Consider the following 24,836-nt stretch of genomic DNA (forward strand, 5'->3'; position numbering starts at 1 on the left):
CAATAAAAACTGAAGGCGACACTACTAATCAATCTGAATATCCCAATAAATATCTTTACGCGAATAAAAATTGCGTAAACACCTCAGCCAAGTTTATGCCTACATCCCCGACAACCATCAGTAATAACTCCAGGCGGTTAGCTCCTAACTGTTTTAGTCACCCGCTAGGAGTCGCAATAGAACCATGAAAGGCTAGGTGATTCGCTTATCATACAACCTAAATAGGGCAGCCAGGACGCAAGAGCATCCCAGCCCGCAAAAAATCTAAATTTTAGTCAGCACTTTTTGTGAAAGACAGGCTATCTTTCACTCGAACCCCGGTATTTGGGTCAGCCACATACCAAGTCAGCTCGTAATCTCCGGCCTCAAACCAAGCAGGTATATTTAGATAATTTCGAGTGTAATCCTTCGATTCAGAATAATTTAATATCACATCCCGTGACTTATGGATGGGATAGTTATCTCCATTGGGAAATTTAAGTACACTCCACTGCTCGAGTGTCACCAAAGATTGTGTAGAATCTAAATTACGAATACTTGCATCATAATTGACTCTTCCCCCGTAGGAAGGAACTAAAAATTCAGCAGGTTCGTCAAGTGTAACTGTTAACTGAGTGTCAGAGATATCACCTTCAACAAGCAATTTCAAACTCGACAACTCTACATTGCCACCGGATACACTGAAATCAATCTCACCTTTTCTGTCAAGAAGATTCTTTGGCAATATATTATTGCCATCCATACAGTGATTGAAGTCTTGCAACCGGCTAATAGGATCAGGATATTCTGGAGTTGGGATAAAAATGGGATAAAGTAAAGGTATCGAAATCCATTGACCAGCTATAGGCGGGAAACCTGGGGATTCATTTTCTGCTTTGAAAACTGCATAGTCCGCATCTCCACCATTAACTTCGACTTCAACTTGAATACAAAGCCTTTCAATACTATTGAATTGAAAGCCAATGTCTAACTTGACCTTATGAGTAATTCCATCCTCCATCATGAAAGGATACGGTTCATCTAGGTCTACTTCGGCATGGATCATGTCTGCCTGTACGGATGCCGATGCGCAGATCAAGGTGAAACCAGCGATAGAATTTTTCAATACAGAATTGTACAGAGAGTGGTTTATAGTTAGTCTTTTCAAAATTAAAATCCATTACATACATTATGAAACACAACTTACTTCGGACAGTTTTTTAGAGCCGAACCCCGATAAAGCAAACCCAGTTCCTTGACAATCAAGCATCCATCAAATGTCTTGGTAGTTTCAATCTGAGAAAAATAACTTTATCGGTTTGCTAGGCTATAATTGTCCGAAGCATTGTATTTTACCCTTTCCCATCCCTACAAAATTTTTTCCTACCTAACCGTACCAGATACAATAAAAACTGAAGGCGACACTATTAATTAATCTGGTTAGCCCAATAAATATCTTTACGCGAAAAAAAATTGCGTAAACACCTCAGCCAATTTTATGCCTACATCCCCGACAACCATCTGTAATAGCTCCGGGCGGTTAGCCCCTAACTGTTTTTGTCACCCGCTAGGGATCGCCATAGCCGCAATAGAACTATGCACGGCAAGCCGATTGGCTACTTCAACAATACAGTCAGACACTAAATCTGCGGCCTCATCAACGACGCTCACGGTCTGACCAGAATCCGTGGTTAACGTCTTTGTAGTGACATAAACGGTATCCATAGAATCGCCGGCCGCATCAATCTTCACATTATTCTGGCTATCAATTACGGCAATAACGCACTTGAGCACGGCCACAGCCTGGGCTTCGGCGTTCGCAGGATCTGTTTTTTGAGTAATGGTTGCTCGCACAATAGTGCCGGCGCTATGGCCATCATCAATGGTGTAGGCGAACTGCCAAGCCTCAAGGCTGTCGATAGTTATTGGGGAAAAGCTGGGCATTCCACTCTCCTTAGGGTTTATAAATTGCATTATGGGTCGCGATGGTTAGGCCTGATTTTCGCCCAGCAAAAAACATACGATTACCAAAGTCGGGCTTTAGTACTCGGCGTACACCGAGCTTTTGCAGCTTAGAAACAACAGATAGCTGGGCAGAGCCACTACTAAGTACGTACACCGGTTTACCTAGCATTTCTGAGGTGTGCACTATGGAGCCGTCCGGCAAATCCATAGGAGTGGACTTTGACTGCCATATCTCGGCACCTTCGGGAGCTCGCAGGCTATAACACTCTTCCTCACCTTCGCCCATCGCACGCAGCGGAAACTCACCGCGTTTCCCAGTGCGCACATCTATGCACTCGACTAGTTCTCCCGGTTGCAGATCTCGCACGTAGCGGCCGTCAGGTAAGACGGTGTCATAGTCCACGCAAAAGGGATCAGTTGGGTTTGTCGTTCCCCCACCATCAGCAGGAGTAGTGATAGTACCGATTGCTCTACGGCCAATACCGGCAGCCAACTGCCAAATCTGTGTAGTTGCGTAGTAAGTAACGCCGCCACCGGCATAGCTGGCATCATCCACGTAGACATAATAGGTGGTAGAAAAATTCAGCCCGGTAATGGAGCCGCTGTTATAAGCAACAGTGAAACCTGCGTACTGAACAGTGTGAGCAGAGATAGATATTTTTGCAGAAGAGCCGTTGTCAGAAGCGGACAGTACGGAGCTGCTAGTTGGCAGACTGGCAATGCTACCCATGTTTTGCTGTAAGCTGCGCTGGTCGGCAATCTGCCCGGACTCATTGAGCCCGCTCATGTATTGAGCAAAGCCAATTAGCGGTCGAGGATTTTGGTAAACGCCACCACTATCAACCACCTCAGTCGCCGAGAGATAAATCTCCCCGACAATCAAATGCTTTTCCGTTGGTGTAAATGGAACGCGCTTGGTGGTAGACCCATCCCAATAGTGATATTGGTACTGTCCGCGCTCAATAGATACCGGCAGCGCTGAGCGGCTTGAGGTCCAGGAGCCATCCGTATCTGTGACAATATAAAACTGCCCCGACAAGCTTGGATTCAGCTGAACAGCCGGAACGGCCACCCTCTCTCCATCCCAGATAAACCAGCCTGGCAAATTGCCACCGGGATTGCCGTTGGAATCAAAGCCGCACAATTGCGCCTCGCCCGGGTTCGCATCATCCCCCAGGGTCGATCCACTATTTATTTTCAGGTAAAGACCACTCCCTGTAGGCTCAACCTTATCAATGCGAACATAATCCAGTTGCGTTCGCCCTACCTTATCGCCACCATGATTGGCAATAACAAATGGGGAAAAATAACGCACATCAGCATGTAGCTTTGCAGGCTGCGCAATCGTATTTTCGCCCGTCGCATTTATTTCAGCATCAGCGCTAGCATTACCTTGAAAATAACCGGTGTACTCCTGCCAACCGTCCCCCGCCGCAGATACTCCCGAACACGCCACAAAGTGCTGGTTATCATATGAGTCGGCTCCCGTGCGGTTACAGCTGGAGCCGTCAGTACGATAGCCGCTGAGCCCTACATACAACTTCCTGTCTGTATCACCCTCATTGCCTACCCATACTCGCGCCTTGATACGGTAGAGGTCACCGGGATCAAATGGGAAGCGCTCGATGTACTCAATCCATGCCTCGCCATCAGAAGCAAAATTTCCGCTAGCATCTCCACCAATACGCAACACATTGCCGCCAACTCGCGCCCCTGAATCATTAGTATGCAAATAATAGATATTGTCCGAGGAATTCCCTCTAACAATGGGCCAATCATTCTTTGCTGTGGTATCCAGAAATGCATCAATAAAAACTGAAGCGGATGCCTGCTGCGCACGCAGCTGGGCACGGCGCACGCTCTGCATTGAACCAATCAGTATGCCCTCATCGGTAAACTGTCCAGTGGTCTCATCGTATCCGATAACATTGCGGGTAGCGTAAAAGGCCTGCTCACGATTTGCTTCGACAACAGCTTTTAAAAGTGCCATTTTTTGATCATAGGCATACTCCCAGTTGCTATCGAAAATGGTGCGGCTGATTGAGGTATCGTCCTGACGACTATCCCAAGCCGGCACCAATCCCTGCAGGTAACTAGTCAGCGCAGTTAAGGCATTCGTAAATGCCGCACGCTCCGCATCGAGCGCAGTGCCGAAATTACTGGCCAGCGTATCTAATTCGGTTTGATCATTGACCAACTGGTTATATTCGCGGATGAGCTGCAGCTTTTCGTTCTTGTGAAGTACACCGTCGGCAGAGATATTGCCAAGATCTTCAAGTGCGGCTTCTGCATCCTGAGAGGCCTCTTCTGCTGCATCCAGTGCGGCCTGAAGATCAGGATCTATTGCCGGGTCTTCATGATCCGGGTAAGCAATACGGGATTTGGGCGCAAACAGCAGGCGCACAGCGTTAGCACCTAGACAGGTGCTCCCCAACCCTGCGCGCCCGGGACTATCCGGGCTATCGCCATAGCAGGCAATGATTTTGCTATTGGTAAGCACCGGCATCGGGTTATCAGTGCCGTCCACTAAAAGAACAACTCCACCCGGTGCGCCGCCACCACCACTTCCACCATAGTCTCCAGGAGTGCCGGATAACTTTGTGCCTGAATCGCCATCTTCGCCAGAGTTATCTATTTTTCCGCTGACACCCAGCGCTATACCACGGGCAATAACTACTATCCCCGCACCACCGTCGCCACCTTCTCCCCCTATCCCGCTGTCTTCATAAGTCCTGTCTCCCCATTGGTAGTAGTAAGAGGCTCCACCCCTAGCGCCACCGCTTCCCCGCAGGTCATCGGGAATACCCTGTAAATCACCACCATAGTTTTCAATATTGAGCTGCGGCATTACCTCGTTGCGACCAGTAACCACTTGGCCACGGCAAGCCTTTGAGGTTTGGCTAGAATAAGGATCTTTACCCGATAACTTACCGGATCCACCGCGACAAGAGCCTAAAAACCCTGCGTTGCTATTACTTGGGACACCGCGCAGTTCCCCCTCAATCTGCAAAACACCGCGAACACGCAGCTCTACATTGTCACTAACAGAAAGGGTTCGCTCTGCTGGAATTGTGAGGTCACCGGCATGGAAATAAATCACTCGGCTGTTAGTGTCGCCAGTTAATAAGCCGTCGGCACTTAAAAAACCGCTGGCATCAATGCTGAGGCCGGCAGCCGCCATTGCAGTGCCCTCACTCTCATACCACTCATCTGGCAATTCAGCGCTGGTGCTTTCGGATTGATCGGCAATCATGCCGGCAGGTTGGTAGCTTCCGAACAAGTCAACACTGACTGCACCCGTCACCTGATTAATGCTAACTCTCTGAACCTCCATAGCCCGGTCCAGACTGTACTCATCTAATCCTAAAGTGGGGACTAGCCGGATGTAGTCCAGCTCATAGCTATAGTCTGCTGTGTGGTCATGCCCTATATCGATACGGATTGGCTCGATATCACCGCCGGTCCAGTCATTCTCTTGGGATAGATCTAATACAAACTCTTGCCATTCATCTTTAGCACTGTTGAGCCGCTCGATAAAATCGAACATCTCATCAGCGCCCGCAGAAATATAACTGCTACTCCCTGTGTGTTTGAAAAACAGTTTACTGCCGGTGCCTGCAGCGATCAGCTCGTCACTAGTACGACGTGCGCGCATTTTTATATAGGGCAAATCTGCACCGGAAAAAGCGGGCGAAAAATTGCGGCTAATCCAGGGATTCTCACCAACGACATTAACCGCCAGCACTCCATCTTTCACACTGGATGAGGTGATACCATCGCGAGGTGTCCAACCCTCGTTATCACTGGTAAAGTTAAATTCATAGGGGCGATCCCCTCGAATCGAGTGATCGCGCAGCTGCGGTAAGCTCACCCGCACTATATCCCCTACTTCCAGGTCATTCTTACTTGGGAGTAAACCCAAGCGCAGACTCAGCGGCGGACCAGCAAAGCGATCCCTAAGCGCATCAAAAGTGTTTTTAATCGTAGTGTAGGTATGGCGTGAATTATGGAGCCCTCTAAATGCCAAAGTGTGCTGTTTTGCCTCACCGTGTACAGCGATTGAATCAGCATCAAGTACGTGGTTTGTACGCAGATACTTGCCGTCAAATCCAGGCTGCTCAAACCAACTCCACTCAACAGAAAATACATTCCGCACACCCGCCAAGCTATATTTCAGTTCACCAAGGCTGGTAACATCATCAGGACCAATTGTCGCTACACTTCCAGAATCGGCGAGTACTCCAGCCATACGACGAAACCCCAACTGGCCAGCAGCATTAACTGGCATAAATGCACCGAGCAACAGATTGATTTCAGTCTCGATAAACTTCTTGCCATCCGTTTCTTCGAGTCCGTCGAATCTTAAAATCTTACCTTTGGAGTGGTCGCTGGGCTTGTACCAGTCTGAACCTATATTTTCGAACTGATCGCGGACCACATAGCTAGGATCTATCCCTAGATGCCAATTGCTGGGCAGTGCATCATCGGTACCTAAGATAGTGCCAGTAAGGAGCGCATACGCCAGCTGAGGGCCTGGACCTTCCAGGTAAACAAACTCTTCTACTTCTAACCCGCTTTCATCATCGCTGTCTTCTGGGAGTATATGGTCACGGGCATAGGTACCGAACAGACCTCGAGTACAGCCAGTAAAGCTACTATCGGTTTTACCGGTAGCCCGAACAATTTCGAAACCATCCTGATATTTAATTTTCAGGTAATAAACTGATTGATTCGGGGCATCGCCATAGGCTGAGGTGTGCGGGCTTGGTTCGAAGCTGCTTGCATCGTAAACTTGTAGGATAACGTCAGATTTAGAGAAGTCTGCAGATAAGCGCGTACTGTTAAGTACAAAAATATCACTGCGCATTTCCCGCTGAATATCCCGGCAACGCACACGGTAAATACCGTTCGTGTAAGAAATAGACTCCTCAGCAATCTGAGTCTGCTCAAGCCTAAAATTCTCCCAAGCAAGGCCAGCAAAACCTTGATATAAGCGGACTGTACTTCCCTTAATACCGCGCCCCTGCTCCAGCTCATCACGCAGTACATAGGATAACTGAGCGGCGATATCGACCACTTCAAAGGAGATTGCTCCTATCTGTGCCAACCCCTGCTCAGGAATAATTTTTTGGCTGGTGGAACTGCACTTCTTTAAGGTCCCAAGAATCGCATTGGCAGGAAGCCCGGGAATATCCGTATGACTACTGATATAGAGCGGCATGTCATAGCCAATCTCAATCACCAATCGCAATTGCCGCTGCGGAGCCTGGTTATGCAAATCAAATATTTCAGTGTTGTTGCGCATAATTAAGCAATCACTTGAACCGTGGTAAACGAGAAGATAAAGCGACCATCTTTCTGCCGCTTTTCTTTGAAGGATTTAAATTTGAGCTGCACTTGTTGGGGATCATCAGCAAGCGCTAACGTTCCGTAAGCATCGAAAGTAAAGAACTCACCGAACGCGCAGCTTCTTTTGAACTCACGCCAGCGTACGAGTTCTGTACTGGTAAGCTTGAGCGGCACTGTCTGGCAAACGTATTCCTCTTCGAGGCGATAGACCGTGTACTCGCTTTGTCCACTGAGCGCTTTATGTTCTTTACCTTCAAGCCGGTCACTGCTGTCATAGCGCTTCAACTTCGCTTCAATCTGGAAGTCACTACCATCACCAACTAGTGAGCGAGTTGGAGTGTATTGAATCAGCATGAGCTACTCCTTTATCCAGTAAGCTCTAGAGCTTGACGGCTGTTCTTATCGAACAGCACCAGTTCTCCCTCACTCATCTTGGTTTGAATTTCTTCTATAAATCGTTCACCGCTATCGCCAACGACATCTCCCTGAATCTGGATAATCACTTGAGAAGCTGGTTGTTGCGATTCCCCTTCGACTACCTCATCAATACCAGACACACCGGGGCTCTCCACGGCTGAACCCGTTGTGCTGATACTGGGTGCGGCAGCACCACCTGAAACGCCTCTGGGCGCTTGCAAATCAGACAGCATCCCAGCTATTTGAATGCCCTGACCAATAGCCCCGGCGATCATGGGAATATTTTGTGGGTATCCAATTTCAGAAGCTTTTGCGATATTTTTTACAAGGGAAACCCCGGTAGAGAAAACGGCCATTGCCATCTCTGCTTTCGCAGCTTTTTGGTTATAGGCCGCTGCTGCAGATAGCACTTGGCTAGCTCCAGTAACAAACAGTTGAAGTCTGCTTTTATTGGATGCCTTCTCGAACTTTTCACGCTGCTTTCGATGTTTGTTTTCTAAAAGGGTGAGATTGCGCTCATAGGTATCGTGCGCAATTAACTTGCTGGCGAATGCCTGATCCAGCAGTGCCATTTCTTCATCTTGTTGTACCTGCAGCTGTTCCATTTCGGTAAGCCAGGAAAGCTGCAACGTCTCCAAGCGGGCAACCATGCGTTGGCGTTCTGCTTCAGTTAAACCATCCTCACCGATCAGCCCCTCTTCGCCTTCACCACTGGCTGTGCGTGCCTGCTCTTCAGCCATGGCCAATTGGAAGCGCTCTTTCTCACGCTCAGCATATTCAGTACGAAGTGCCTCAATGGATTCAAATCCTCGCCTGGTAAGCTCTTCCTCAGCAATTTGCAATCCAGCTATTTGCTGGAGCCGCTGTTCATGATCCAGCTTAATTTTGCCCTGTTGATTGGCCAGGAACTGATCCAGCTGTATTAGTTGAGAAGTGCCGGCCTCCTCTGCCATTGCACGCTGCTGAGCTATACGGTCACGCTCAGATTGCTCTCTCGCAGCTGCCTCGGCTTCTTCGGCTCTCCTCTCTTCATCCTGCCGCTTTTTTTGCGCGGCTATTTGTTCACTCTGTAGCTCAGCAAGTTGGTCGCGTATCATTTCAGATCTGTTGCGATGGATTTCGACCTGAACCTGAATGCCTTCGGCTTCTGCCTTGGCTAGCATCTGCTGATGCCAAACATACTGCTCATGCAGTTCAGCAAACTGATTGCGCTGCTTTTCCTCATCGGTAGGCGCGAGTCCGCGCCGCAGGGTATCCACGGCACCGGTTAACTTATTAATACCGGATGTCGCAATACCGGTGGAGCCTGCAGTTTCACTGAGCCCCTCCAGAAACTCCTGCCAGGACTGCGCCAGGGAATCGGTAGCACCGGTGAGACCACCCGCTTCAGCAGCACCGGCACCGCCCACCTGCTGCTCAAGCTTTAACAGAATCATGCGCTGAGCTTCGGCGACACGTCCCGATTGCTCCAGAGTCCTGATCTGCTCCTTTTCTGCAGCCGTGAAACTGACACCGGCACGCTTCAGTGCGGTGATTCCGGTTGAGGGTTCCTCTAACGCTTTACCTAACTGAAGTGCCGCGTTCTTTGCATCGCCTCCCATCACCGCTGCCATATCCTGGCTGAGGCGAATAGCATCATCGAATACCGGGCCTTGAACACCTTTAAAGGTGAGCAATATGCCCTGAGCTTCACGGATACCAGTAACACTAGCCAGGGTTGCGCGGGCCACTGAACGGGCTTGTTCATCCAGCTGCTCTGCAGTTCGACCACTGGCACTACCGGTCGCCTTCAGCAGTGCCTCAATCTTGAGCTGACCCCGCTCCATTTCTTCACCAGCACGAATACTTTTGTACATCACGGCTGTGACACCAGCGATCGCGACACCAAAAGTCGCCCATGCCAAGTTCCCACTGGTAAGCAATCCATTAAGCGCACCGACTCGACCAGAAACACCCCCCAAGGGACCATCGATAGCGGCGACACCCTGTGCAGCTCCGCGCATGGAACGGCCAAACATATCCCCCGCTGAACTGGTGGACTTCAGTTCTCGGGTTAGCTTTTTATTGCGTGCAGTAGCTTGGTCCATCTCCCGCTTATATTGAGTGGAGCGCAGCTCCAAGTTGGCCACCATCGTGGCCATGGATGTTTGTTTAGCCATTGCTCAACTCATGGAGTTCCAGAATGCGATTTGCTGCTGCACGGTTTTAGGTTTGTGCGTCTGAGGTAGGTATTGAGAGACTTTGCCTCCCAAGGTGCCAGCGGCGATATGGGCGAGTTGCCATTGCTGGACTTCGGTCTGTAAGGGCCGCTCGGAGTGGAATTCATACCAGTGATCAAACTCGGTAGAACTCATCGAGCGCAACATGTTGAAATAGTCAGGGCGATTAAAATCCCGCGCGAGCTGCCGGGCAAAGTAGAAACCCGGCACTAGCCTTTTTTTTCGGTTTCCTCGCTTTCTGTTTCGCTATCCGCCTCTTCAGTTTGGACATCGACAAACAGCCCGGATAGCTTAGCTGCGGGAATATAGAGCACGTCGATTAATTTAGGCGTAACACCGCGGATCAGTCGCTGATGAATATCTTCCAATGAATCCTGACAGTCCGGCTTCATCCAGATGGCATAGGCAACCAGCAGCAGTTTCTTACTCACCTCCCCCATGCGAAAAGCCCAAAGCTGGCCAAAGGTCTCCAGCTGAGTTTCCGGCAACTCTTCATCTTGGGGCAGTGGAATATCTTCAGTAGTTTTTTGCAGATACTCACAGCGGTGGTAGGCACTCAGCTCAAAAAGCTCGACTTCTTGTTGACCGAAAGGCACGGTTTCGGATTCTAAAATAGGCGCAGGAACAAAACTCATGGTTAGCTACCTGCGGTCACTGAGGGTTTACCGGAAATCTTAAACTTCACGGTGCGGGTGATCTTGTCATCCTTGGGTACCGCCTTACCCCAGCCGGTAATATGGCCGATGAATTCCACGGTAGTGCCTTCTGGGTATTCAACCTTGTAATGCTTATTGGTATCGGAGTCGTAATCTGCGCGCAGTGCCTGCTGGCCGCTGTCGGTCTCTTTCCAGATCAAGGTAATTGAAACCTCGCCGGCATCACGCAAGCCGGAGGGGTCGTAGTCCATATAGCCGCTGGTGCCATCCATCGGGGTCATGTCGACAGAACCGCGGGACTCTTCACCGGGTTCAAGATCCAACATGCCCGCCACCGGGGAATAGGAGCTGCCATCATCACTGCGATAAAACTTGGTTTTATAACCTTGTGCCATAGTCATAACCTCATCGGGTTGTTTCGTTAAAAATCTGTAGGTTCAGTGGAATACTTGGCGCTATACGTCAGGCGCACTTCACCTAATGGGTGATCCTGGTCCAGCGCAAACTCGGTTTGGCTGAGCAGGAACAAATCACACACGTCCTCCAGAGAAGCATCCTGCAAAGCCCTTTCAATATCTGCTGCTGCCTGGTCTAACGCGGCATATACATCACCGCTAGTTTTCACTACCGCAGCAACCGTCAGATCCAGTTGCCGCTCGGTACCGCCATGCATTTCGTGTTCGGTGTTCTCAGTTGCAAAGCCCACAACAATCGCCGGCAGTTTTTTTGATTCAATTTCTTCTGTGGTGCCAGGAGGTGGGAACGTGTAGCCGGATAGAATTTGCAGCTTGTTTTGTACAGCATCGCGGATTGTGATGCGCTGGGTCATTGGATAGTGCTCTAGAAATTTCGGACATAAAAAAACCCGCTGGTGCGGGCTTCAAGGTATATTTTTGCGAAATTCTACCTCTATAATTACAAATTACGCTCTTTCTATCGTATCGAAATTTCTGATGATGAAGAATTAGAGTGAGGAACGTAGTCCAAAGCAGTTAAAAAAAACCTTGAGGCACCCCATTTACAGGAACAATCTCTAGTTCAAAATTCCCATTGTAATAAACATGATACATAGGGCTAAAAGCCTGCTTAACTTGAACATTAAAATGAAGTACATCCGCTTGGGCCCAAACCTCAAAATTAGCATGCCAAGTTCCAATAATCCTAAAACCAAATCCATAAGGGTCAACGTATGCTCGATTAATTATTCTCTCAAGAAGACTTTCGTCTACTGGATCTCCATTCTGGGGCATTGGGTATGCTTGAGGCTGATTTTGTGGTGGAACAAAGACCGCTGCATTGGGATTGAGTAGTGGCGCTCCATTGGGATTTTGTGGTGGAACAAAGGCCACTGCATTAGGATTGAGTGGCGGCGCTCCATTGGGATTTTGTGGTGGAACAAAGGCCGCTGCATTGGGATTGAGTGGTGGGTTTTGTGGGTTTTGTGGGTTTTGTGGGTTTTGTGGGTTTTGTGGGTTTTGTGGGTTTTGTGGCCCTATTTGAGAGGGTAAATTATTGTTCACCAATTCCTCCTGCCTATTCATTATTTCCTATTCTAAGCGGACTCTTAATTAAACTTTAGTCGACCAGACCTATAGTGAGCAACGAGAGGCCCGCATATCAATATAAGCCAAAATTAATAGAATATTTTTCTTTATAATTAGATCTATTTGCTTAAACTATTTTCACAGCCTTCGGTTACCCAACCACCAGTGCCCACCAAACAAACCCATCATCCGCCAACCGCTTGTGCACCGAATACTCCACACCATCAAGGGTAACCACCGCCTCTGAGTTATAAGCCCCCACCTCACTCAACTCAATACGCGGCTCCTGCACAAGCTCATCAACCTCCTGATCTTTTATCACGCGGCAATCAGTAGGCTCAGCACCGCTACCATCATCATAGGTAGCGGCTTTGCCCTATTCCGCACAGAATGAGCAGAGCATTGGGCGTCCCGCTGAGGCTCGAAGGGCCAGAGAATTTTGCTTGCGATTGTTATGAATTGCGCTGGCACTTATGTTTGGGCTTAAACTCCAAGACTTTGTTGTACGTCTCACCTACAACGTAAGATCCTTCTTTAAACCGATATTTACTTAGTGTTTTGATAGCAGCCCTATTGAATATTTCCGTATCTGCCTCGACGACCTTTATGTTTATAGCTACTCCAGCTTCGTTAATTTGATAGGCGAGCTTTACCAATCCTGATAGTTCTCTACAAACTGGAGACATTGGGGCAATAGGCTCTATCTCCTCAACTGCCTCTTGCGCAACCGATATCGCTGTAGAAAGGACCAAACTAAGTGTAAGTACGAATTTTTTCATTATTGATGCATAACGCCTTAATAACGGGCAGACAAACCGAAGGGTTGGCTGTCCAGCTGCAGGCGATCGTTGATTAATTTGTTAAGCCCATTTTTGATAACCATTGTTGATAGCTTAGCTCTAGTTCATTTGGCTTACGACAACGAAGGTATGAAATTGCAGCATTCGTACCTTCCTTATTGTAAATTTCCCTCAGTTTAGTTCGGATCTTATTGTAATTCTTTATTTGTGCTTCTATATTTGTTTGCCGCAAAGGTATTCTGCTAAACGGTAAGCGAGCTAGATACCCTTCAAATTCTCTTGCCTTGGCAAATAAAAGATCATTGCCTTGACTCTTTTTTCGAAGCCTCATAATTGCGGCCTTAACACTCCATTGTTCTGAACTTCTTCCCTCCACTCGCTTAAGAAATTTAAGCATGTACTTTTCGGGATAAGGTGTTACTAGAGCAATCCATGCTGCCCAGCTTATCGACCTCCAGCAATGGCGAACCAGATCCTCATAAAGATACTTATCCATTGCGCATATTGTTCTATGGGTTTGATATAAAAACTCTAATGGCTCGCATTTAATACCTGGGAAATACTCAATAAATTTTTCATAGGGAGTAATTTCCGATAGTTTAAACGAGAGAAACGACTCACCACCTCTCAATCTTGAGAGAGACATATACGGTGTGTGAACCATATAGCAGTGTGAATCCATGTAGTGAGGTGTATACATTAGCACTATATGGGCTTAACCCCGCTAGCAGCGACCGTAGTATAGGCGCGAAGCGCCGAAACGGAGGTCCAGCCCACGTAGTGGGCGATACTGGCTAGCCTTGTTAAAGATGGGTTCAATCCAAACCTCCTGAGCCCGAAAAATCGTTGCTAGAATCTAATTCTAATCCGGTAGAATCGCTATTATTCATGGAGATGACAACAGATCCAATCTCTTTCCTAGCCTCGATTGAGGTAAGGCTTATGTTAGATTCTGTACAATATTTATCAAACTGCTTTTTTTCTGACCACATGTATATTGCGTACATTTCATACTTAGATAATTTGGGGTAGTGGCTTTGAACACTATTAGTTACTTCAGAGGCCAAATATTTCCTCTTGTTACCCCAATCATCTGACAATTTACGCCTCAAATCCCTTTTGAAGATCTGTATGGCCTTGCGCTTACTTGTAAATTTTAAGAGCCACACTATTGAGTACCTTTAACGCTTCAAGCACCGGCACGCTTTAGCGTGTTGGTGTGCTTTGACTTGTTAGGCGATTCAAACGGCACATCAACTTTGTGTGTAAACCCACCCATTTGAAATATGAAACTCTCCAAATCAAATTCATCTTCCGATCCACCATCCTTACTTAGCTCCTCGTATAGAGCCTTATACTCAGAAGTACTCTTGAACACTTTAAATTGACGCGTTTTAAAATCCAGGTATTCATCAGAATTCATTTGAGCTGACTCGACTATTCGCCCACTTTTTATGCGAATTACAAGATAATTTTCATAGCGAGACGCATATGAAAGATGAACATAGCCTGTTCTTTTACCAAGAGGAACGACGAGCAAGCCTGAAAACCAATCCATTTTCCTGGCAGATTGATTTGGAAATACCTTTTTAAGCACTGACTCCGTCAAATAGTTATGCTCTTTATCTGGATCACGTTTTTCGATAGTGATATCACTAACAGTTAAAAATCCTTGCTTGATTTCAAATGTTGCGATGTATCCTCGCCAATTGCCCGTGGACATTACCCCACCTTTAGGCCTCAACTCTTTTTTCTTTTGAAACAGCTCTTCAAGTGGATTTACATGCAAACGATGCCGCTCTTCTTTGTAAATCAGATAGTCCGGTGCCTGCGCCGTGGCGAATACGCTGATAGGAAGCAATACAGATGAGAGTAATATTATTATCCGAAGCACTTCGATTTCTCCTTCGCCTAACGCCGCAAGTAACTGCGGCTTTGTAGTGGATTGGTTTGCGGTAGCGTAGCGTTAAACCGCAAAACAAGGAACGAAAAAACCGTCAGGCTGGCTTGTATTGTTATGGTCTAGCATATTCGAACTTGGATACATCTAGCTGTTGAGATTCCAAATTTATTAAAACTGTGTAGTAATCAGTGTACCAAATATTACCCCTAGAAAAGCCTTCAGTCGAAGAGATCTTTACTATGAATAGATCACTGGAAAGGGCATCCAATTTGTCGAAAGGCGTGTTTTCTGATCGATATATCTCATGGCCGACAAATACAGAAGAAAGATCTACACTTTTTAGTTTTACGAGCTGCTCTTTCGGCACCGAGAAAGTAAGAGCACCGACATTTATTTCAGCTTTTGAAACACTGCGATTACCTTCGAGTAAAGAAATGCTGACCTTAAATGAACCGTAAGGCATAGGCAGCGATCCACTGAGATAGTTTTCATGAACTTCAGCAACTTTAGTTTCACTAGATATAGCAAGTTGTGAGAAAACCAGTAAAACTATAGCGAGATATTTATTCATAGTTACCTTAGCCATAATCGGGATAGGGAGGCACCTCACGATGCCCCTCCTCCCACACCACCAGGCATACGGGTCACGTACCATGGCGGTTCAATTCTATTCCCCTTCCTATCTGCCAATTCCGGCAGCCCCAAGTTCCTAAAGTATCTATTTGGCAATGCTCTGTAAAGGGCAGGACTTTTGCTTAGCCTCCATGGTCCATGTGCTGATTTGGCCGTGTTCCACGCTAAAAAACGATCAACGCCCAGCCTTCTTAATCTGCGGTAACCACTACGTCCCCATTGCTTCCATAAATAACATCGCAACTTCCGCCTTATCCACTTGTCCAGATCTTTCAGAGGGCTCAGTACTTCACTGATGTCAAAGTACGCTTTCCAACCAAGCAGGGACTTCTTTAACTCTTCTATGATCTCAGTAAACTTACGGCCTCGTGTTCGGCGGGTGATCATTCTGATCTTTGCCTTCAATTTATTAATCGATGATTCTGATACCTTTATCCGGGCATCCTTCTTCAGCAATCTAAATCCTAGAAAGCTCCGCTTCCAGAAGTGATCCTCTGCACTCTTCTCAGTATTTACTGTGAGCTTCAGCTTACATTTGATGAAGTGCGTAAGGCTTACTTTTATCCGCTCTGCAGACCGATGACTTCCCACCAGTATTTGGAAATCATCGGCATATCGTACAAAACTGAGTTGCCGCTTGTGCAGCTCCCAGTCCAGTTCATTAAGCACAATATTCGCTAGAAGCGGAGATAACGGCCCACCTTGCGGGACGCCTTTTGTTGTAGCTATTACCTTGCCATCGACTACCGTTGGCGCTTTTAGGTATCGGTTTATCAACCCCAGCACATCAGCCGGTATTCCGCTTTGCTTCAGTGTTAGCATGAGCCTGTCATGATTCACTTCATCAAAGAAGGATTTCAAGTCCATATCGATCGTCCAGCGCTTTCCTTGCCGGACAAAGTTTTGGACCTGTCTAATCGCCTGGTGTGCCGATCGATTTGGTCTAAAACCAAAACTAAGAGCATGAAACTTCGGCTCCCATTGCTCACTGAGTATCTGTGCGATAGCTTGTTGGATCAACCTATCTTGCACAGTGGGTATACCCAATGGACGCAGGCCTCCATTGCCTTTTGGTATAAAGACGCGTTTCACCGGTTGAGGACGATAGATACTACTTAACACCTTTTGTCGGGTAGCAATCCAAGTCTGCTTAAGATGTTCCGGCAACTGTTTTACCGTCATACCATCGAGACCTGGCGCACCCTGGTTACGAGAAACTTGTTGTAATGCTCGAAACAGATTATTCCTATCTAGAATTCGCTGCATTAAAAGAGATGGGAAATTGGACAATGTATGATTAAGTTTCCAGTTTGATGTTCACCCAGAAAAAAAATATTTTTTTCCTGGCAACTCAGTTACTTGTCAGATGCAGTCATCAAGCTCTGCATTAATAATACTGTCCAGAATTGTTCAGGCCTTCAGTAGCACGAAATCTACCTACTATGCCCTCTGCTGACTTCTATGGGTCGGTCAAAACCAATCTCTCAGTTTTCAGTTACTCCATTAACAACCCATAGACCTCCCAGGGTAAGACATTTAACCTTCTTCACGTAGATGCTGGATTTATAAAACGTAGGCCAATTGTGGATGGAGAGCTTTATGGTCACGTGCCCACTGGCTCCGCCTACGTCACACCTCATATCCAGTTCTTGTTCATCACCCCGTGAATTTGCGTTGAGCTTCCTCCAGCCAATACCTCGCGACATTAACCTTGCCCTTTCGCTAACCTTCGGCTCCACGAATACCTGGTAAGAGGACTTTCACCTCTCTAGTTAAATGCCATGCCTGGCACACACGCTCTAATAACCGGCAGCCGAAGCGCCGCGTAGGCTGTCCGGCGCGCGCCTTTCGCGCGCGAAGTTCATTAGCTTGTTAAGCATGGCTACCTAACAAGCTCCAATGCTCGACGGTTATATGCTTCTGCAAAATGTACATTCTCAGAGCACGTAGATGGATCCAAACTTAACCCTAAAGATTTACACCCTAGAGGGTCCGTGACATACCCGATTTTTACAGAGCCACCTTCCAGTGAGCGTAGAAATTCGAGCGCATCCTTACGATCCAAGCCATAGAGATAGAGTCGATTACTTTCAATACGGCCTTTGAATACTATGAAGCCTTGATCGAAATCTGATTTAGCTTCCTCAGCGCCCATCTCGGCACCAGCTTCATTAGAAGAAACCTCCTCAATAACCTTCTTACTACTTTGTATTTGTGTAAATAACACAGCCGAAAGAGTAAGAAGAACCGCTACCCCCAAAATCACTATATTCTTGGACATATGCTTAACGCCCGGCTTAGGGGCGGATTTGTAGCAGCGAAGCTGCGGAAAAGCCGTCCCAGCCATGCAAAGCATGGCGACTACAGCCGCTTGTTATACGTTGCGCTTTGTAACATGTAATGTACGTCTTTCTTTTGCGCTTATTACCACGTTGTTAAACTCAGCCTTCCAGGCTCCGAACTTTACGAAATTGCTTCTCGCTTGACGAAGACTCATATCATCGTTTAAATCAGATGCCGCATCCCAATCTGGGTTTTCTGGATCAAGACAGTCGTCTTCCCAGAAGCAGACTGGACATACTAGGCATTTGCCTCGCTCCGCTAGTGAATAATAATCACAGCACGGACACTGCTTCATATTTTCACTCATGGGGAATTCCTTTAATTCCATCGCTCGGTCTCGACTTACGTATAATCGGGATAGGGAGGCACCTCACGATGCCCCTCCTCCCACACCACCAGGCATACGGGTCACGTACCATGGCGGTTCAATTCTATTCCCCTTCCTATCTGCCAATTCCGGCAGCCCCAAGTTCCTAAAGTATCTATTTGGCAATGCTCTGTAAAGGGCAGGACTTTTGCTTAGCCTCCATGGTCCATGTGCTGATTTGGCCGTGTTCCACGCTAAAAAACGATCAACGCCCAGCCTTCTTAACGCGACATTAACCTTGCCCTTTCGCTAACCTTCGGCTCCACGAATACCTGGTAAGAGGACTTTCACCTCTCTAGTTAAATGCCATGCCTGGCACACACGCCTCAATAACCGGCGCAGCTTTACTGCGTCCGGCGCCGAAGGCGCGTAGTTGATTGCCTTGTTATACCTTACTCGTATATTTTTCCAGCGTGTAATATTTGGGCCATACGTTTCCAAGGATTAACCTCTTTAGGCATGAGTGGCAAACCATTAATTGATGAGTTTGCCCATGCAGCGGACGCATCAAGATACTGCCCAATAGTCTCATGCTCCCATCCATTATGACCTCGGCCATATGGATTACTTGGACTGGCCTTCTCATGTTCTTCCTCATCTAGTCTGTCAGCAGCAAGGGCTTCCAAGAATAGAATGAAAGTTTCTTCGTTTTGTACTTCGTCTTCGAGCTTAGCTAAATCTTTCATAAGGTATAACGCCGTTAGCACCGGAGCAGCGTCAGCTGATTCCGGTGCCTGACCTGGTTATGTGTTTTACTTGAGTAACGCACTTTTTAGCTGCTCCTCGTCCTCGCCATATTTTTCTACGAGATACTCTACCAACTCTACAACACTAGCGCCAATTCTTTTAATGGAATTAATATCATCTATATAGTAGGTGATAAAAACTGGACTTGCGTTTTCTAAATAGAATCCCGTAATACTGTAATCACTCTCCCAAAGAGGAATAACATCGATACCTTGGGGAGAAAAGTCTTCGTTTTCTAGAGAATACTTTAAGGGTGCGAATCTATATTCCAAATCTTCGTGAACGAACTCACCATTCATAAGACTATGAATAGCATCAGGGAAATCAAGATTTTTGATTTCCTTATCTCTTTCTTTTCCGATGATTATCATCTGATCTATTCCTTACACATAACGCCCGCATTTGCGGCTGGTTTGGAGCGCAGCGGAAAACCAGTCCGACAACATGCGCTTGTTACGTGTTTGCTTGCATTTGAGACAGTAAGTCATATTTCAGTTCCAGTGCCTCTTTAATAGGTACAAAACCTCTATGGCTAGAATTGCAGTTACCTTGCTTAGACCATAGTGGCGGATAAAATGAAATGCACTGATTAGTTGTGATGTTTTGCATATCACTTTGCCAGCCATCCCATCTAAGCCCTTCATAGAAACTGCTTAAATCTCCTGAAAGGAGCCAACCCAAAAAATCTGAAAACAATAAATCAAGTGGCTCCCACTCCATTGAGTCTGGTGCCCAATAGTGAACAGAATTCATTTTCCCCGAAAAAGCACCGCCATTAATTGCATAGAAACCACCAGCTGCATCATCAGCTACCAAATAGATTCCTTGCCTAATAGGCTGGTTCCAGTTATGGACATCCCTAGTAAAGTGCTTGCTTCCTGACCCCAGTATTCTGATCCACCCGTGATCAATCAGCACTCCGCCAGTATGATAAATAAGTGACCCAAGTATTGAGTGTGTTGTTACTTGAACATCCAATAGGATTTGATCACGGTTCCCGGAGGGCGGAAGCATTTCTACATGATTCTTAGCTTTAGAAATCCATTCATTCATAATATTTATGAACGGCTCTTCCCTATCAATTAACTCTTCCAATGTTTTCATGTCGTGTACACGTAACGCCCTACGCACAGGCGAGCGAAACATAGTGTAGCGAGTCCAGCCCACGCTTTTTGTGGGCGATTTTGCCGCAGCTTGTTATGAGTTTGACCTAGCTGCTCACTTCGCACCCAGGTACTAAACAAAGTAGAACCAGTGCTATCCTGCAGTACCGATACGATAGAACTCCAAATATTAGTGCGGATACGACCCCCCAAGGTAAGTACTGCCATAGAATTTCCTCGATAGATCCTAGCTCTGTTGAAAATGAAAATGCACGGATTATAAGACCTACAAAGAATCCGATTATGGAATAAACGAGTACTCCAAGAAAAACATTAGCTGTGTTTACTGCTCCATCTGAGTGAGCTTTGCGAGTATCCTTTACTGACTTTTCTGGTTCCATAGTTTTACTCATAACGCCTGGCACAGCGGGCGACTTGGAGTGACAAAGGAACGGAAAGGAGGTCCGCCTGCTGCCACTCGTTTAGTATTATTCTGCCGGTTCGATTTGCCATGTGATCTTACTAGTACCTTCACTCTCTGAAATAGTGTAGATAAACCCAAATTTGTAACCTACCGGCCGATTTTTAAGGTAATCACCAGATTTTGATATATATACCTCGGTCGGATTTTCTTTGACTGACTGGCCATAAAAATATACTCGGTGGATTGCACCAGCTTTCATGGTTCTGAAGCTTCCCTTGCATTGAGTACCCTCGGCAACTTTTAAATCGATAAATCGCTCATTGGTAGCAACCACATATCCTTCGCCTAAACAAACTGCGACTGTGCTAGCAGAAACCGATGATGTATATAGAAAGATTAAAAGTGCTATCAGTTTATACATAAGCTTAATACTTAACGCTGGCCGCACAGGCGAGCCACGCAGTGGCGAGTCCAGCCGCCAGAGGCGGCGAGGTGCCGGCCCTTGTTAGCTCTGTATCAGTGGGCATGGATTTTCTATGCTCGAATCAATCAGCGTGGCGACCTCTTTGAGATCTCTATCTATATTCGTATATGCAGATTCATTTTTGTAAATGTAACTTTCCAGAGGAATTTTATTTTCCTCTACCCCACGCAATACATCAGAGTATAATTCAACCAGGAAACACTCCAGACCTTCTTTCTCACTTATATGCTTGTTTATGGCGCTAGTGCGATAAAAATGTACAAAATCAACTAAATCAACTAACACATTTCTCCTAGCTCCCTCATAGATTACGATTTCTCTCTTCTCTGCAATATTCAGGTTGGCTATATAAGTAACTGCCCCACCTAAAAGGAGGCCGGACAGAAATGTAAAGGGTATTGCGTATCTCATAAATCACTACTTGGGGAGCTAACGCCGGCCACACAGGCGAGCGCTTTTCGCGAGTCCAGCCAAATGCGTTTTTCGCATTTGGCGATTGTGCTGGCCCTTGTTAAGCGCTACAGGTGGACACATTACTAAACCTCGCTTTTGTAATGATTCCAGACAAAACACCTAATATTGATTCTTCGTCTGAAAGCTTATTTTTTCCCGTAAGCACCTGGACAATAGAGCGAGGCTTTGTGACCATAACACGCCACTCACCATTATTCTTACCCTCAGTCTCTGGTGTGCCACCAAGGCCTATAAAGTATTTATTACCTTTGAAAGAACAGCTGATTTCCCAGCCCCAATCCTCCTGGTAGGTATCAAGAACCTCAATGCCGGCTGATTCCATTTGAGGTTTAAACCAGTCAGCAGCATCTTCGCCAAAGCAGCAAGGATTAATAAAGTTATCCTTCTCTTCAGTAAGATTGAAAACATCAGTTTCAAACGTAATTTCTTTCATGGGATCGCTTAACATTTATATAGTGGTCATCATGACCACTATTATCTTGACTACTATTTCTGATACAAATTTACGCCAACACGCCATCTTCTTCCACTAAATCAATAGATTACGCTTACTTGGCACCAACGCCCCATCTAGAAAAATGATCAACTTGACCACTATCCCCATTTTCAACCGATCTTTTAAGTCAAGGATTTTAAAGCATTTTCCTGTATGTTTGAGCAACTCAAAAAAATAACAATCACAATGATCATAAATCCTGTGCTGACCTACCAACTCAGGCTACACATCCACCAGCACTCGCCAAACAACCCCATCATCCGCCAATCGCTTGCGCACCGTATACGCCACACCATTTAGCGTAATCATCGCCTCTGAGTTGTAAGATCCAACCTCACTCACCAGCAGGCTCAATTCAACACGCGGCACCCGCACACGCTCCTCATCATCGAAGTCATCAATCTCCTGATCTTTTATCACTCGGCAATCAATAGGCTCACCGCCGCTACCATCATCATAGGTAGCGGCTTTGCCTGGAACCCGCATTCTCAGCGGCAAAGGCCGTTGCACCGGTGATATCGCCAGTAGTTACAGTGGCTGCGTTGTTATCGAATGAGCTGGAGGCAACCACCCAGGTGAGAGTTTCACCCTGATCGATCTCTGCGGCGGATACCTTGGGCACAGTGAATACGCCATCAATAGCAATCACACCGGACTCACCCACGGCGATATCATCCATTGCTACACCCAGCACCGCACCGACCGGTACCACCTGGCCAGAGGTGATATCCGCGCTGGTGATGTTGGTGTAATCCAGCATGCGGCCGTCTTGTACAAAATTAGTAGCCATTCTCTTTCCCTCAATTGGGTTTGTAACTTAAAGCAAAAAGGCCGCGCGATGCGGCCTATTCAAAGAACATTATCGGAGCTAACGGTTAGCTGGTTTTTGGGGTCTTCACCATGCCTTTGGGGTCCCAGGCTTTGGCTGCGGCATCCAGGCGCACTTTGAATTCCACCCCATCAATACTCCAACCATTCTGCTCTTCCAAAACTGGAGCTTGCTGACCATCCAGATAGAGTACCTCGATAGTGTCATACGCTACTGGGTCGGCATTGAGGTACCACGCATTGTGGCCACTAAGGCGCGCATCAGAGAGCACTTCGGCAATGTTGCGTACGCTGTTCGGAGTGGTGTTATTTTTGGTGGATGCACCCACTTCGAATTCAGATTCCAAGGCAACCTTTGCGCTGCCTTCATCAGCAATATCACAAAGCAGGAACTTGGGCCGGATATTGAGCACCGCATCGCCATCCTTTTGCTTGCCCATCAATACCCGCGCAGCATCAATACTGGCGGTATTGATAGTTGCAGTGCTGGCTAGGTTTTTATGATCTGCATGGAACAAGGTTTTCCCATCTGCCATCTCGGGGTTGTTAAGCAGAATGCTAAATACCAGATCACCCACCGTTCGCACGGCGGCGAGGCCCATCTTTTGTGGGATTCGGGTAAAGGCCCCCAGGTCGTCATTAATAATCGCCTGGCGGTTAATAGAGAAGAGTTCCCCGTATGTGGCCAGAGCGGCAGTCTCGGCCCGTTCGCCGATACTCACATATTTAAATTCTGCCCCGGGTGCGACTTGGCGCAGTGAGGGGAAGCTGCCCAGGTCTGTGCGGGTTGTTAGTTTAAAGTCACTGAGGTTGCCGACACTGGTAAAGCGCGGGAAGATTTCCTGTGCTTCTTCATAACCTTTGAGCATGGATTTATTGGCGATATTGCCGAGCACCGTTGCGAAGTCACCCGAGCTATGGGTAAAGGCTGCGGCAACCACACCCATTCTATCCAGTCCGGACAGGCTTTGGCCGTGGGCCTGCATCAGAATCCGGGCAATTTCCATCATGCTGTAGCCGCTGAGTTCATTGCCCTCCGTGCGTTTTTCACCGAGGGCACGTACAGCAATCGCATTTTCTGCACCGGCTTTCATTCGCTTAATGCCTTCACCTTCCTGTACCACCACGCTGTAGCTTTGCACGGGGGTTGGGGTTTGGCTGCCGAGGGCTGTGAGCAGTTTGTCTTTGGCTTTTTCGGCGGTGCAGTCCATATCATTGAGACATTCCTGCATCACAACACTATGCGCGTCGAAGCCTTTAAATACGGCCTTGATATCGTCTTTGCGCTTTTTCTCATCGGCGGCAAATTGCGCTTTGGCATCGGCAGCAATCTGCGCTTTCATTTCTGGGGTAACCTCGGGCGCAGCGGTTGCAGCTGGCGTGGTGGAGGTGGTTTTAGGCATGGCTTGCGCTTCCTTGGTTTGGGTTTGGGTTGGATTGCCTGCAACCGCAGACGGGAATCTAAATTCAGTGGGCCCCTGCATAACCAATGCACTAATGGCTTGCGGGGTGTTTTTGAACTGGGTTAAGTGATCGGCACTGAAGCTGGCAGCCATCTCGATGGCTGCGGTGGTGTCGGTGGCGAAGCCGGCCTCTACCGCTTCGGTGCCGGTATACCAAGTCTCGTCATCCATCACTTGGCTGATGTCCTCATCCGACATTCCGGTGCGTGAGGAATACAGGCTTTTCATGGTGGCTTTAACTTTGGCCAGCAGGCTCTTGGTTTTTTCCAGAGCGCGCTCATCACCGCGAACACCGGCACTGGGGTTGTGCACCATGTAATAGGCGTTCTCAGCGATATGGACAGTATCCCCGGCGAGGGCGATCACGCTCCCCATACTGGCTGCGATGCCTTCAATCCAGGTTTCCACTTCGGCTTTATGGTCTTTAAGCAGGTTATAAATAGCCGTGCCGTCGAACACATCGCCGCCGGGGCAATTGATATGCAGATTGATCTTGCTGACATCCCCGAGCGCTTTCAGGTCTCGGGCAAAGTCTTTTGCCGTCATATCCCAGTAGCCGATGTAGTCATACAAATAAATATCGGCTTCACTGGTATTGGCGGCAGCGGTGATGCTGTACCAGGATTTATTCGGCATGGCTGC

30 protein-coding genes are annotated in these 24,836 nt (G+C 47.3%); all 30 read right to left on the minus strand.

Annotated features, from left to right (window positions below; genetic code table 11):
- Window positions 1-271: 271 nt before the first annotated feature.
- The 30 genes from ACJJI1_RS22330 to ACJJI1_RS22470 all read right to left on the minus strand — a co-directional run bounded on the left by ACJJI1_RS22330 (window position 272) and on the right by ACJJI1_RS22470 (window position 24,830).
- Complete coding sequence (locus ACJJI1_RS22330; protein ID WP_444958071.1) at window positions 272-1,147, minus strand: RbmA family biofilm matrix protein; 876 nt, start codon at window positions 1,145-1,147, stop codon at window positions 272-274.
- A gap of 392 nt (window positions 1,148-1,539) precedes the next feature.
- The gene (locus ACJJI1_RS22335; RefSeq protein ID WP_444958072.1) at window positions 1,540-1,923 is read right to left on the minus strand and encodes a hypothetical protein; all 384 of its coding nucleotides are present in this window, start codon (window positions 1,921-1,923) and stop codon (window positions 1,540-1,542) included.
- 10 nt (window positions 1,924-1,933) lie between these two features.
- Window positions 1,934-7,249 carry a hypothetical protein gene (locus ACJJI1_RS22340; protein ID WP_444958073.1) on the minus strand — a complete coding sequence of 1,772 codons (5,316 nt, stop codon included), beginning with the start codon at window positions 7,247-7,249 and terminating at the stop codon, window positions 1,934-1,936.
- A 2-nt stretch (window positions 7,250-7,251) separates the two neighbouring features.
- Entirely contained in the window at window positions 7,252-7,647 is a 396-nt protein-coding gene (locus ACJJI1_RS22345) for a hypothetical protein (RefSeq protein ID WP_413662480.1), read from the minus strand.
- Between the two features lie 11 nt (window positions 7,648-7,658).
- Entirely contained in the window at window positions 7,659-9,869 is a 2,211-nt protein-coding gene (locus tag ACJJI1_RS22350) for a phage tail length tape measure family protein (RefSeq protein WP_444958074.1), read from the minus strand.
- 3 nt (window positions 9,870-9,872) lie between these two features.
- Entirely contained in the window at window positions 9,873-10,139 is a 267-nt protein-coding gene (locus tag ACJJI1_RS22355) for a hypothetical protein (RefSeq protein ID WP_444958075.1), read from the minus strand.
- Complete coding sequence (locus ACJJI1_RS22360) at window positions 10,139-10,564, minus strand: phage minor tail protein domain-containing protein (protein ID WP_444958076.1); 426 nt, start codon at window positions 10,562-10,564, stop codon at window positions 10,139-10,141. Before ACJJI1_RS22360 ends, ACJJI1_RS22355 begins: the two co-directional genes overlap by 1 nt.
- Before the next feature lie 2 nt (window positions 10,565-10,566).
- Window positions 10,567-10,980, minus strand: a complete 414-nt coding sequence (locus tag ACJJI1_RS22365; protein WP_444958077.1) for a phage tail tube protein — start codon at window positions 10,978-10,980, stop codon at window positions 10,567-10,569.
- 26 nt (window positions 10,981-11,006) lie between these two features.
- Window positions 11,007-11,414, minus strand: coding sequence for a phage tail terminator protein (gpU, locus tag ACJJI1_RS22370; RefSeq protein WP_444958078.1), 408 nt, complete (start codon window positions 11,412-11,414; stop codon window positions 11,007-11,009).
- A 163-nt stretch (window positions 11,415-11,577) separates the two neighbouring features.
- A complete protein-coding gene (locus tag ACJJI1_RS22375) occupies window positions 11,578-12,105 on the minus strand; it encodes a hypothetical protein (protein ID WP_444958079.1) in 528 nt (175 codons plus the stop codon).
- 175 nt (window positions 12,106-12,280) lie between these two features.
- The gene (locus ACJJI1_RS22380) at window positions 12,281-12,451 is read right to left on the minus strand and encodes a hypothetical protein (RefSeq protein ID WP_444958080.1); all 171 of its coding nucleotides are present in this window, start codon (window positions 12,449-12,451) and stop codon (window positions 12,281-12,283) included.
- Window positions 12,452-12,581: 130 nt separating this feature from the next.
- Complete coding sequence (locus ACJJI1_RS22385) at window positions 12,582-12,908, minus strand: energy transducer TonB (RefSeq protein WP_444958081.1); 327 nt, start codon at window positions 12,906-12,908, stop codon at window positions 12,582-12,584.
- A 73-nt stretch (window positions 12,909-12,981) separates the two neighbouring features.
- Complete coding sequence (locus tag ACJJI1_RS22390; RefSeq protein ID WP_444958082.1) at window positions 12,982-13,575, minus strand: hypothetical protein; 594 nt, start codon at window positions 13,573-13,575, stop codon at window positions 12,982-12,984.
- Window positions 13,576-13,744: 169 nt separating this feature from the next.
- Window positions 13,745-14,098 (minus strand): DUF6559 family protein, encoded by a 354-nt coding sequence (locus ACJJI1_RS23035; RefSeq protein ID WP_507019931.1) that lies wholly within the window; start codon window positions 14,096-14,098, stop codon window positions 13,745-13,747.
- A gap of 20 nt (window positions 14,099-14,118) precedes the next feature.
- The gene (locus ACJJI1_RS22395; protein WP_444958083.1) at window positions 14,119-14,823 is read right to left on the minus strand and encodes a hypothetical protein; all 705 of its coding nucleotides are present in this window, start codon (window positions 14,821-14,823) and stop codon (window positions 14,119-14,121) included.
- A gap of 121 nt (window positions 14,824-14,944) precedes the next feature.
- Window positions 14,945-15,403 (minus strand): hypothetical protein, encoded by a 459-nt coding sequence (locus tag ACJJI1_RS22400; protein WP_444958084.1) that lies wholly within the window; start codon window positions 15,401-15,403, stop codon window positions 14,945-14,947.
- Window positions 15,404-15,438: 35 nt separating this feature from the next.
- A complete protein-coding gene (ltrA, locus tag ACJJI1_RS22405; RefSeq protein ID WP_444942540.1) occupies window positions 15,439-16,731 on the minus strand; it encodes a group II intron reverse transcriptase/maturase in 1,293 nt (430 codons plus the stop codon).
- 218 nt (window positions 16,732-16,949) lie between these two features.
- Window positions 16,950-17,171: a hypothetical protein gene (locus ACJJI1_RS22410; protein ID WP_444941031.1), complete on the minus strand. Its 222-nt coding sequence runs from the start codon at window positions 17,169-17,171 to the stop codon at window positions 16,950-16,952.
- A gap of 176 nt (window positions 17,172-17,347) precedes the next feature.
- Window positions 17,348-17,746, minus strand: coding sequence for a hypothetical protein (locus ACJJI1_RS22415; RefSeq protein WP_444958085.1), 399 nt, complete (start codon window positions 17,744-17,746; stop codon window positions 17,348-17,350).
- 93 nt (window positions 17,747-17,839) lie between these two features.
- Complete coding sequence (locus ACJJI1_RS22420; RefSeq protein WP_444958086.1) at window positions 17,840-18,136, minus strand: CPCC family cysteine-rich protein; 297 nt, start codon at window positions 18,134-18,136, stop codon at window positions 17,840-17,842.
- A 431-nt stretch (window positions 18,137-18,567) separates the two neighbouring features.
- Window positions 18,568-18,861: a DUF7660 family protein gene (locus ACJJI1_RS22425; RefSeq protein ID WP_444958087.1), complete on the minus strand. Its 294-nt coding sequence runs from the start codon at window positions 18,859-18,861 to the stop codon at window positions 18,568-18,570.
- A 66-nt stretch (window positions 18,862-18,927) separates the two neighbouring features.
- Window positions 18,928-19,293 (minus strand): hypothetical protein, encoded by a 366-nt coding sequence (locus ACJJI1_RS22430; RefSeq protein WP_444958088.1) that lies wholly within the window; start codon window positions 19,291-19,293, stop codon window positions 18,928-18,930.
- Between the two features lie 82 nt (window positions 19,294-19,375).
- Window positions 19,376-20,026 carry a DUF2625 family protein gene (locus tag ACJJI1_RS22435; RefSeq protein ID WP_444958089.1) on the minus strand — a complete coding sequence of 217 codons (651 nt, stop codon included), beginning with the start codon at window positions 20,024-20,026 and terminating at the stop codon, window positions 19,376-19,378.
- Window positions 20,023-20,253 carry a hypothetical protein gene (locus tag ACJJI1_RS22440; protein ID WP_444958090.1) on the minus strand — a complete coding sequence of 77 codons (231 nt, stop codon included), beginning with the start codon at window positions 20,251-20,253 and terminating at the stop codon, window positions 20,023-20,025. Before ACJJI1_RS22440 ends, ACJJI1_RS22435 begins: the two co-directional genes overlap by 4 nt.
- Window positions 20,254-20,513: 260 nt before the next feature.
- Window positions 20,514-20,870, minus strand: a complete 357-nt coding sequence (locus ACJJI1_RS22445; protein ID WP_444958091.1) for a hypothetical protein — start codon at window positions 20,868-20,870, stop codon at window positions 20,514-20,516.
- 84 nt (window positions 20,871-20,954) lie between these two features.
- On the minus strand, window positions 20,955-21,344 hold the full coding sequence (locus ACJJI1_RS22450; protein WP_444958092.1) for a hypothetical protein: 390 nt from the start codon (window positions 21,342-21,344) through the stop codon (window positions 20,955-20,957).
- A 100-nt stretch (window positions 21,345-21,444) separates the two neighbouring features.
- Window positions 21,445-21,840 carry a hypothetical protein gene (locus tag ACJJI1_RS22455; protein ID WP_444958093.1) on the minus strand — a complete coding sequence of 132 codons (396 nt, stop codon included), beginning with the start codon at window positions 21,838-21,840 and terminating at the stop codon, window positions 21,445-21,447.
- A 285-nt stretch (window positions 21,841-22,125) separates the two neighbouring features.
- The gene (locus tag ACJJI1_RS22460) at window positions 22,126-22,389 is read right to left on the minus strand and encodes a head-tail joining protein (protein ID WP_444958094.1); all 264 of its coding nucleotides are present in this window, start codon (window positions 22,387-22,389) and stop codon (window positions 22,126-22,128) included.
- Window positions 22,358-22,693, minus strand: a complete 336-nt coding sequence (locus ACJJI1_RS22465; protein ID WP_444958095.1) for a capsid cement protein — start codon at window positions 22,691-22,693, stop codon at window positions 22,358-22,360. Before ACJJI1_RS22465 ends, ACJJI1_RS22460 begins: the two co-directional genes overlap by 32 nt.
- Before the next feature lie 85 nt (window positions 22,694-22,778).
- Window positions 22,779-24,830 carry a ClpP-like prohead protease/major capsid protein fusion protein gene (locus ACJJI1_RS22470; protein WP_444958096.1) on the minus strand — a complete coding sequence of 684 codons (2,052 nt, stop codon included), beginning with the start codon at window positions 24,828-24,830 and terminating at the stop codon, window positions 22,779-22,781.
- Between the last annotated feature and the right edge of the window lie 6 nt (window positions 24,831-24,836).

Source organism: Microbulbifer maximicatervae (SeqCode) (assembly GCF_052467065.1).

What these genes read in the sequence shown, in the direction of transcription:
- ACJJI1_RS22350 (WP_444958074.1), bottom strand. Translation starts at nt 9,869, where the DNA reads ATGGCTAAACAAACATCCATGGCCACGATGGTGGCCAACTTGGAGCTG.
- ACJJI1_RS22430 (WP_444958088.1), bottom strand. Translation starts at nt 19,293, where the DNA reads ATGATAATCATCGGAAAAGAAAGAGATAAGGAAATCAAAAATCTTGAT.
- ACJJI1_RS22450 (WP_444958092.1), bottom strand. Translation starts at nt 21,344, where the DNA reads ATGAGATACGCAATACCCTTTACATTTCTGTCCGGCCTCCTTTTAGGT.
- ACJJI1_RS22335 (WP_444958072.1), bottom strand. Translation starts at nt 1,923, where the DNA reads ATGCCCAGCTTTTCCCCAATAACTATCGACAGCCTTGAGGCTTGGCAG.
- ACJJI1_RS22345 (WP_413662480.1), bottom strand. Translation starts at nt 7,647, where the DNA reads ATGCTGATTCAATACACTCCAACTCGCTCACTAGTTGGTGATGGTAGT.
- ACJJI1_RS22455 (WP_444958093.1), bottom strand. Translation starts at nt 21,840, where the DNA reads ATGAAAGAAATTACGTTTGAAACTGATGTTTTCAATCTTACTGAAGAG.
- ACJJI1_RS22445 (WP_444958091.1), bottom strand. Translation starts at nt 20,870, where the DNA reads ATGTATAAACTGATAGCACTTTTAATCTTTCTATATACATCATCGGTT.
- ACJJI1_RS22460 (WP_444958094.1), bottom strand. Translation starts at nt 22,389, where the DNA reads ATGCGGGTTCCAGGCAAAGCCGCTACCTATGATGATGGTAGCGGCGGT.
- ACJJI1_RS22435 (WP_444958089.1), bottom strand. Translation starts at nt 20,026, where the DNA reads ATGAAAACATTGGAAGAGTTAATTGATAGGGAAGAGCCGTTCATAAAT.
- ACJJI1_RS22365 (WP_444958077.1), bottom strand. Translation starts at nt 10,980, where the DNA reads ATGGCACAAGGTTATAAAACCAAGTTTTATCGCAGTGATGATGGCAGC.
- ACJJI1_RS22410 (WP_444941031.1), bottom strand. Translation starts at nt 17,171, where the DNA reads ATGTCGCGAGGTATTGGCTGGAGGAAGCTCAACGCAAATTCACGGGGT.
- ACJJI1_RS22400 (WP_444958084.1), bottom strand. Translation starts at nt 15,403, where the DNA reads ATGAATAAATATCTCGCTATAGTTTTACTGGTTTTCTCACAACTTGCT.
- ACJJI1_RS22415 (WP_444958085.1), bottom strand. Translation starts at nt 17,746, where the DNA reads ATGTCCAAGAATATAGTGATTTTGGGGGTAGCGGTTCTTCTTACTCTT.
- ACJJI1_RS22360 (WP_444958076.1), bottom strand. Translation starts at nt 10,564, where the DNA reads ATGAGTTTTGTTCCTGCGCCTATTTTAGAATCCGAAACCGTGCCTTTC.
- ACJJI1_RS22425 (WP_444958087.1), bottom strand. Translation starts at nt 18,861, where the DNA reads ATGAAAGATTTAGCTAAGCTCGAAGACGAAGTACAAAACGAAGAAACT.
- ACJJI1_RS22440 (WP_444958090.1), bottom strand. Translation starts at nt 20,253, where the DNA reads ATGGCAGTACTTACCTTGGGGGGTCGTATCCGCACTAATATTTGGAGT.
- ACJJI1_RS22470 (WP_444958096.1), bottom strand. Translation starts at nt 24,830, where the DNA reads ATGCCGAATAAATCCTGGTACAGCATCACCGCTGCCGCCAATACCAGT.
- ACJJI1_RS22465 (WP_444958095.1), bottom strand. Translation starts at nt 22,693, where the DNA reads ATGGCTACTAATTTTGTACAAGACGGCCGCATGCTGGATTACACCAAC.
- ACJJI1_RS22340 (WP_444958073.1), bottom strand. Translation starts at nt 7,249, where the DNA reads ATGCGCAACAACACTGAAATATTTGATTTGCATAACCAGGCTCCGCAG.
- ltrA (WP_444942540.1), bottom strand. Translation starts at nt 16,731, where the DNA reads ATGCAGCGAATTCTAGATAGGAATAATCTGTTTCGAGCATTACAACAA.
- ACJJI1_RS22390 (WP_444958082.1), bottom strand. Translation starts at nt 13,575, where the DNA reads ATGTCTCTCTCAAGATTGAGAGGTGGTGAGTCGTTTCTCTCGTTTAAA.
- ACJJI1_RS22420 (WP_444958086.1), bottom strand. Translation starts at nt 18,136, where the DNA reads ATGGAATTAAAGGAATTCCCCATGAGTGAAAATATGAAGCAGTGTCCG.
- ACJJI1_RS22385 (WP_444958081.1), bottom strand. Translation starts at nt 12,908, where the DNA reads ATGAAAAAATTCGTACTTACACTTAGTTTGGTCCTTTCTACAGCGATA.
- gpU (WP_444958078.1), bottom strand. Translation starts at nt 11,414, where the DNA reads ATGACCCAGCGCATCACAATCCGCGATGCTGTACAAAACAAGCTGCAA.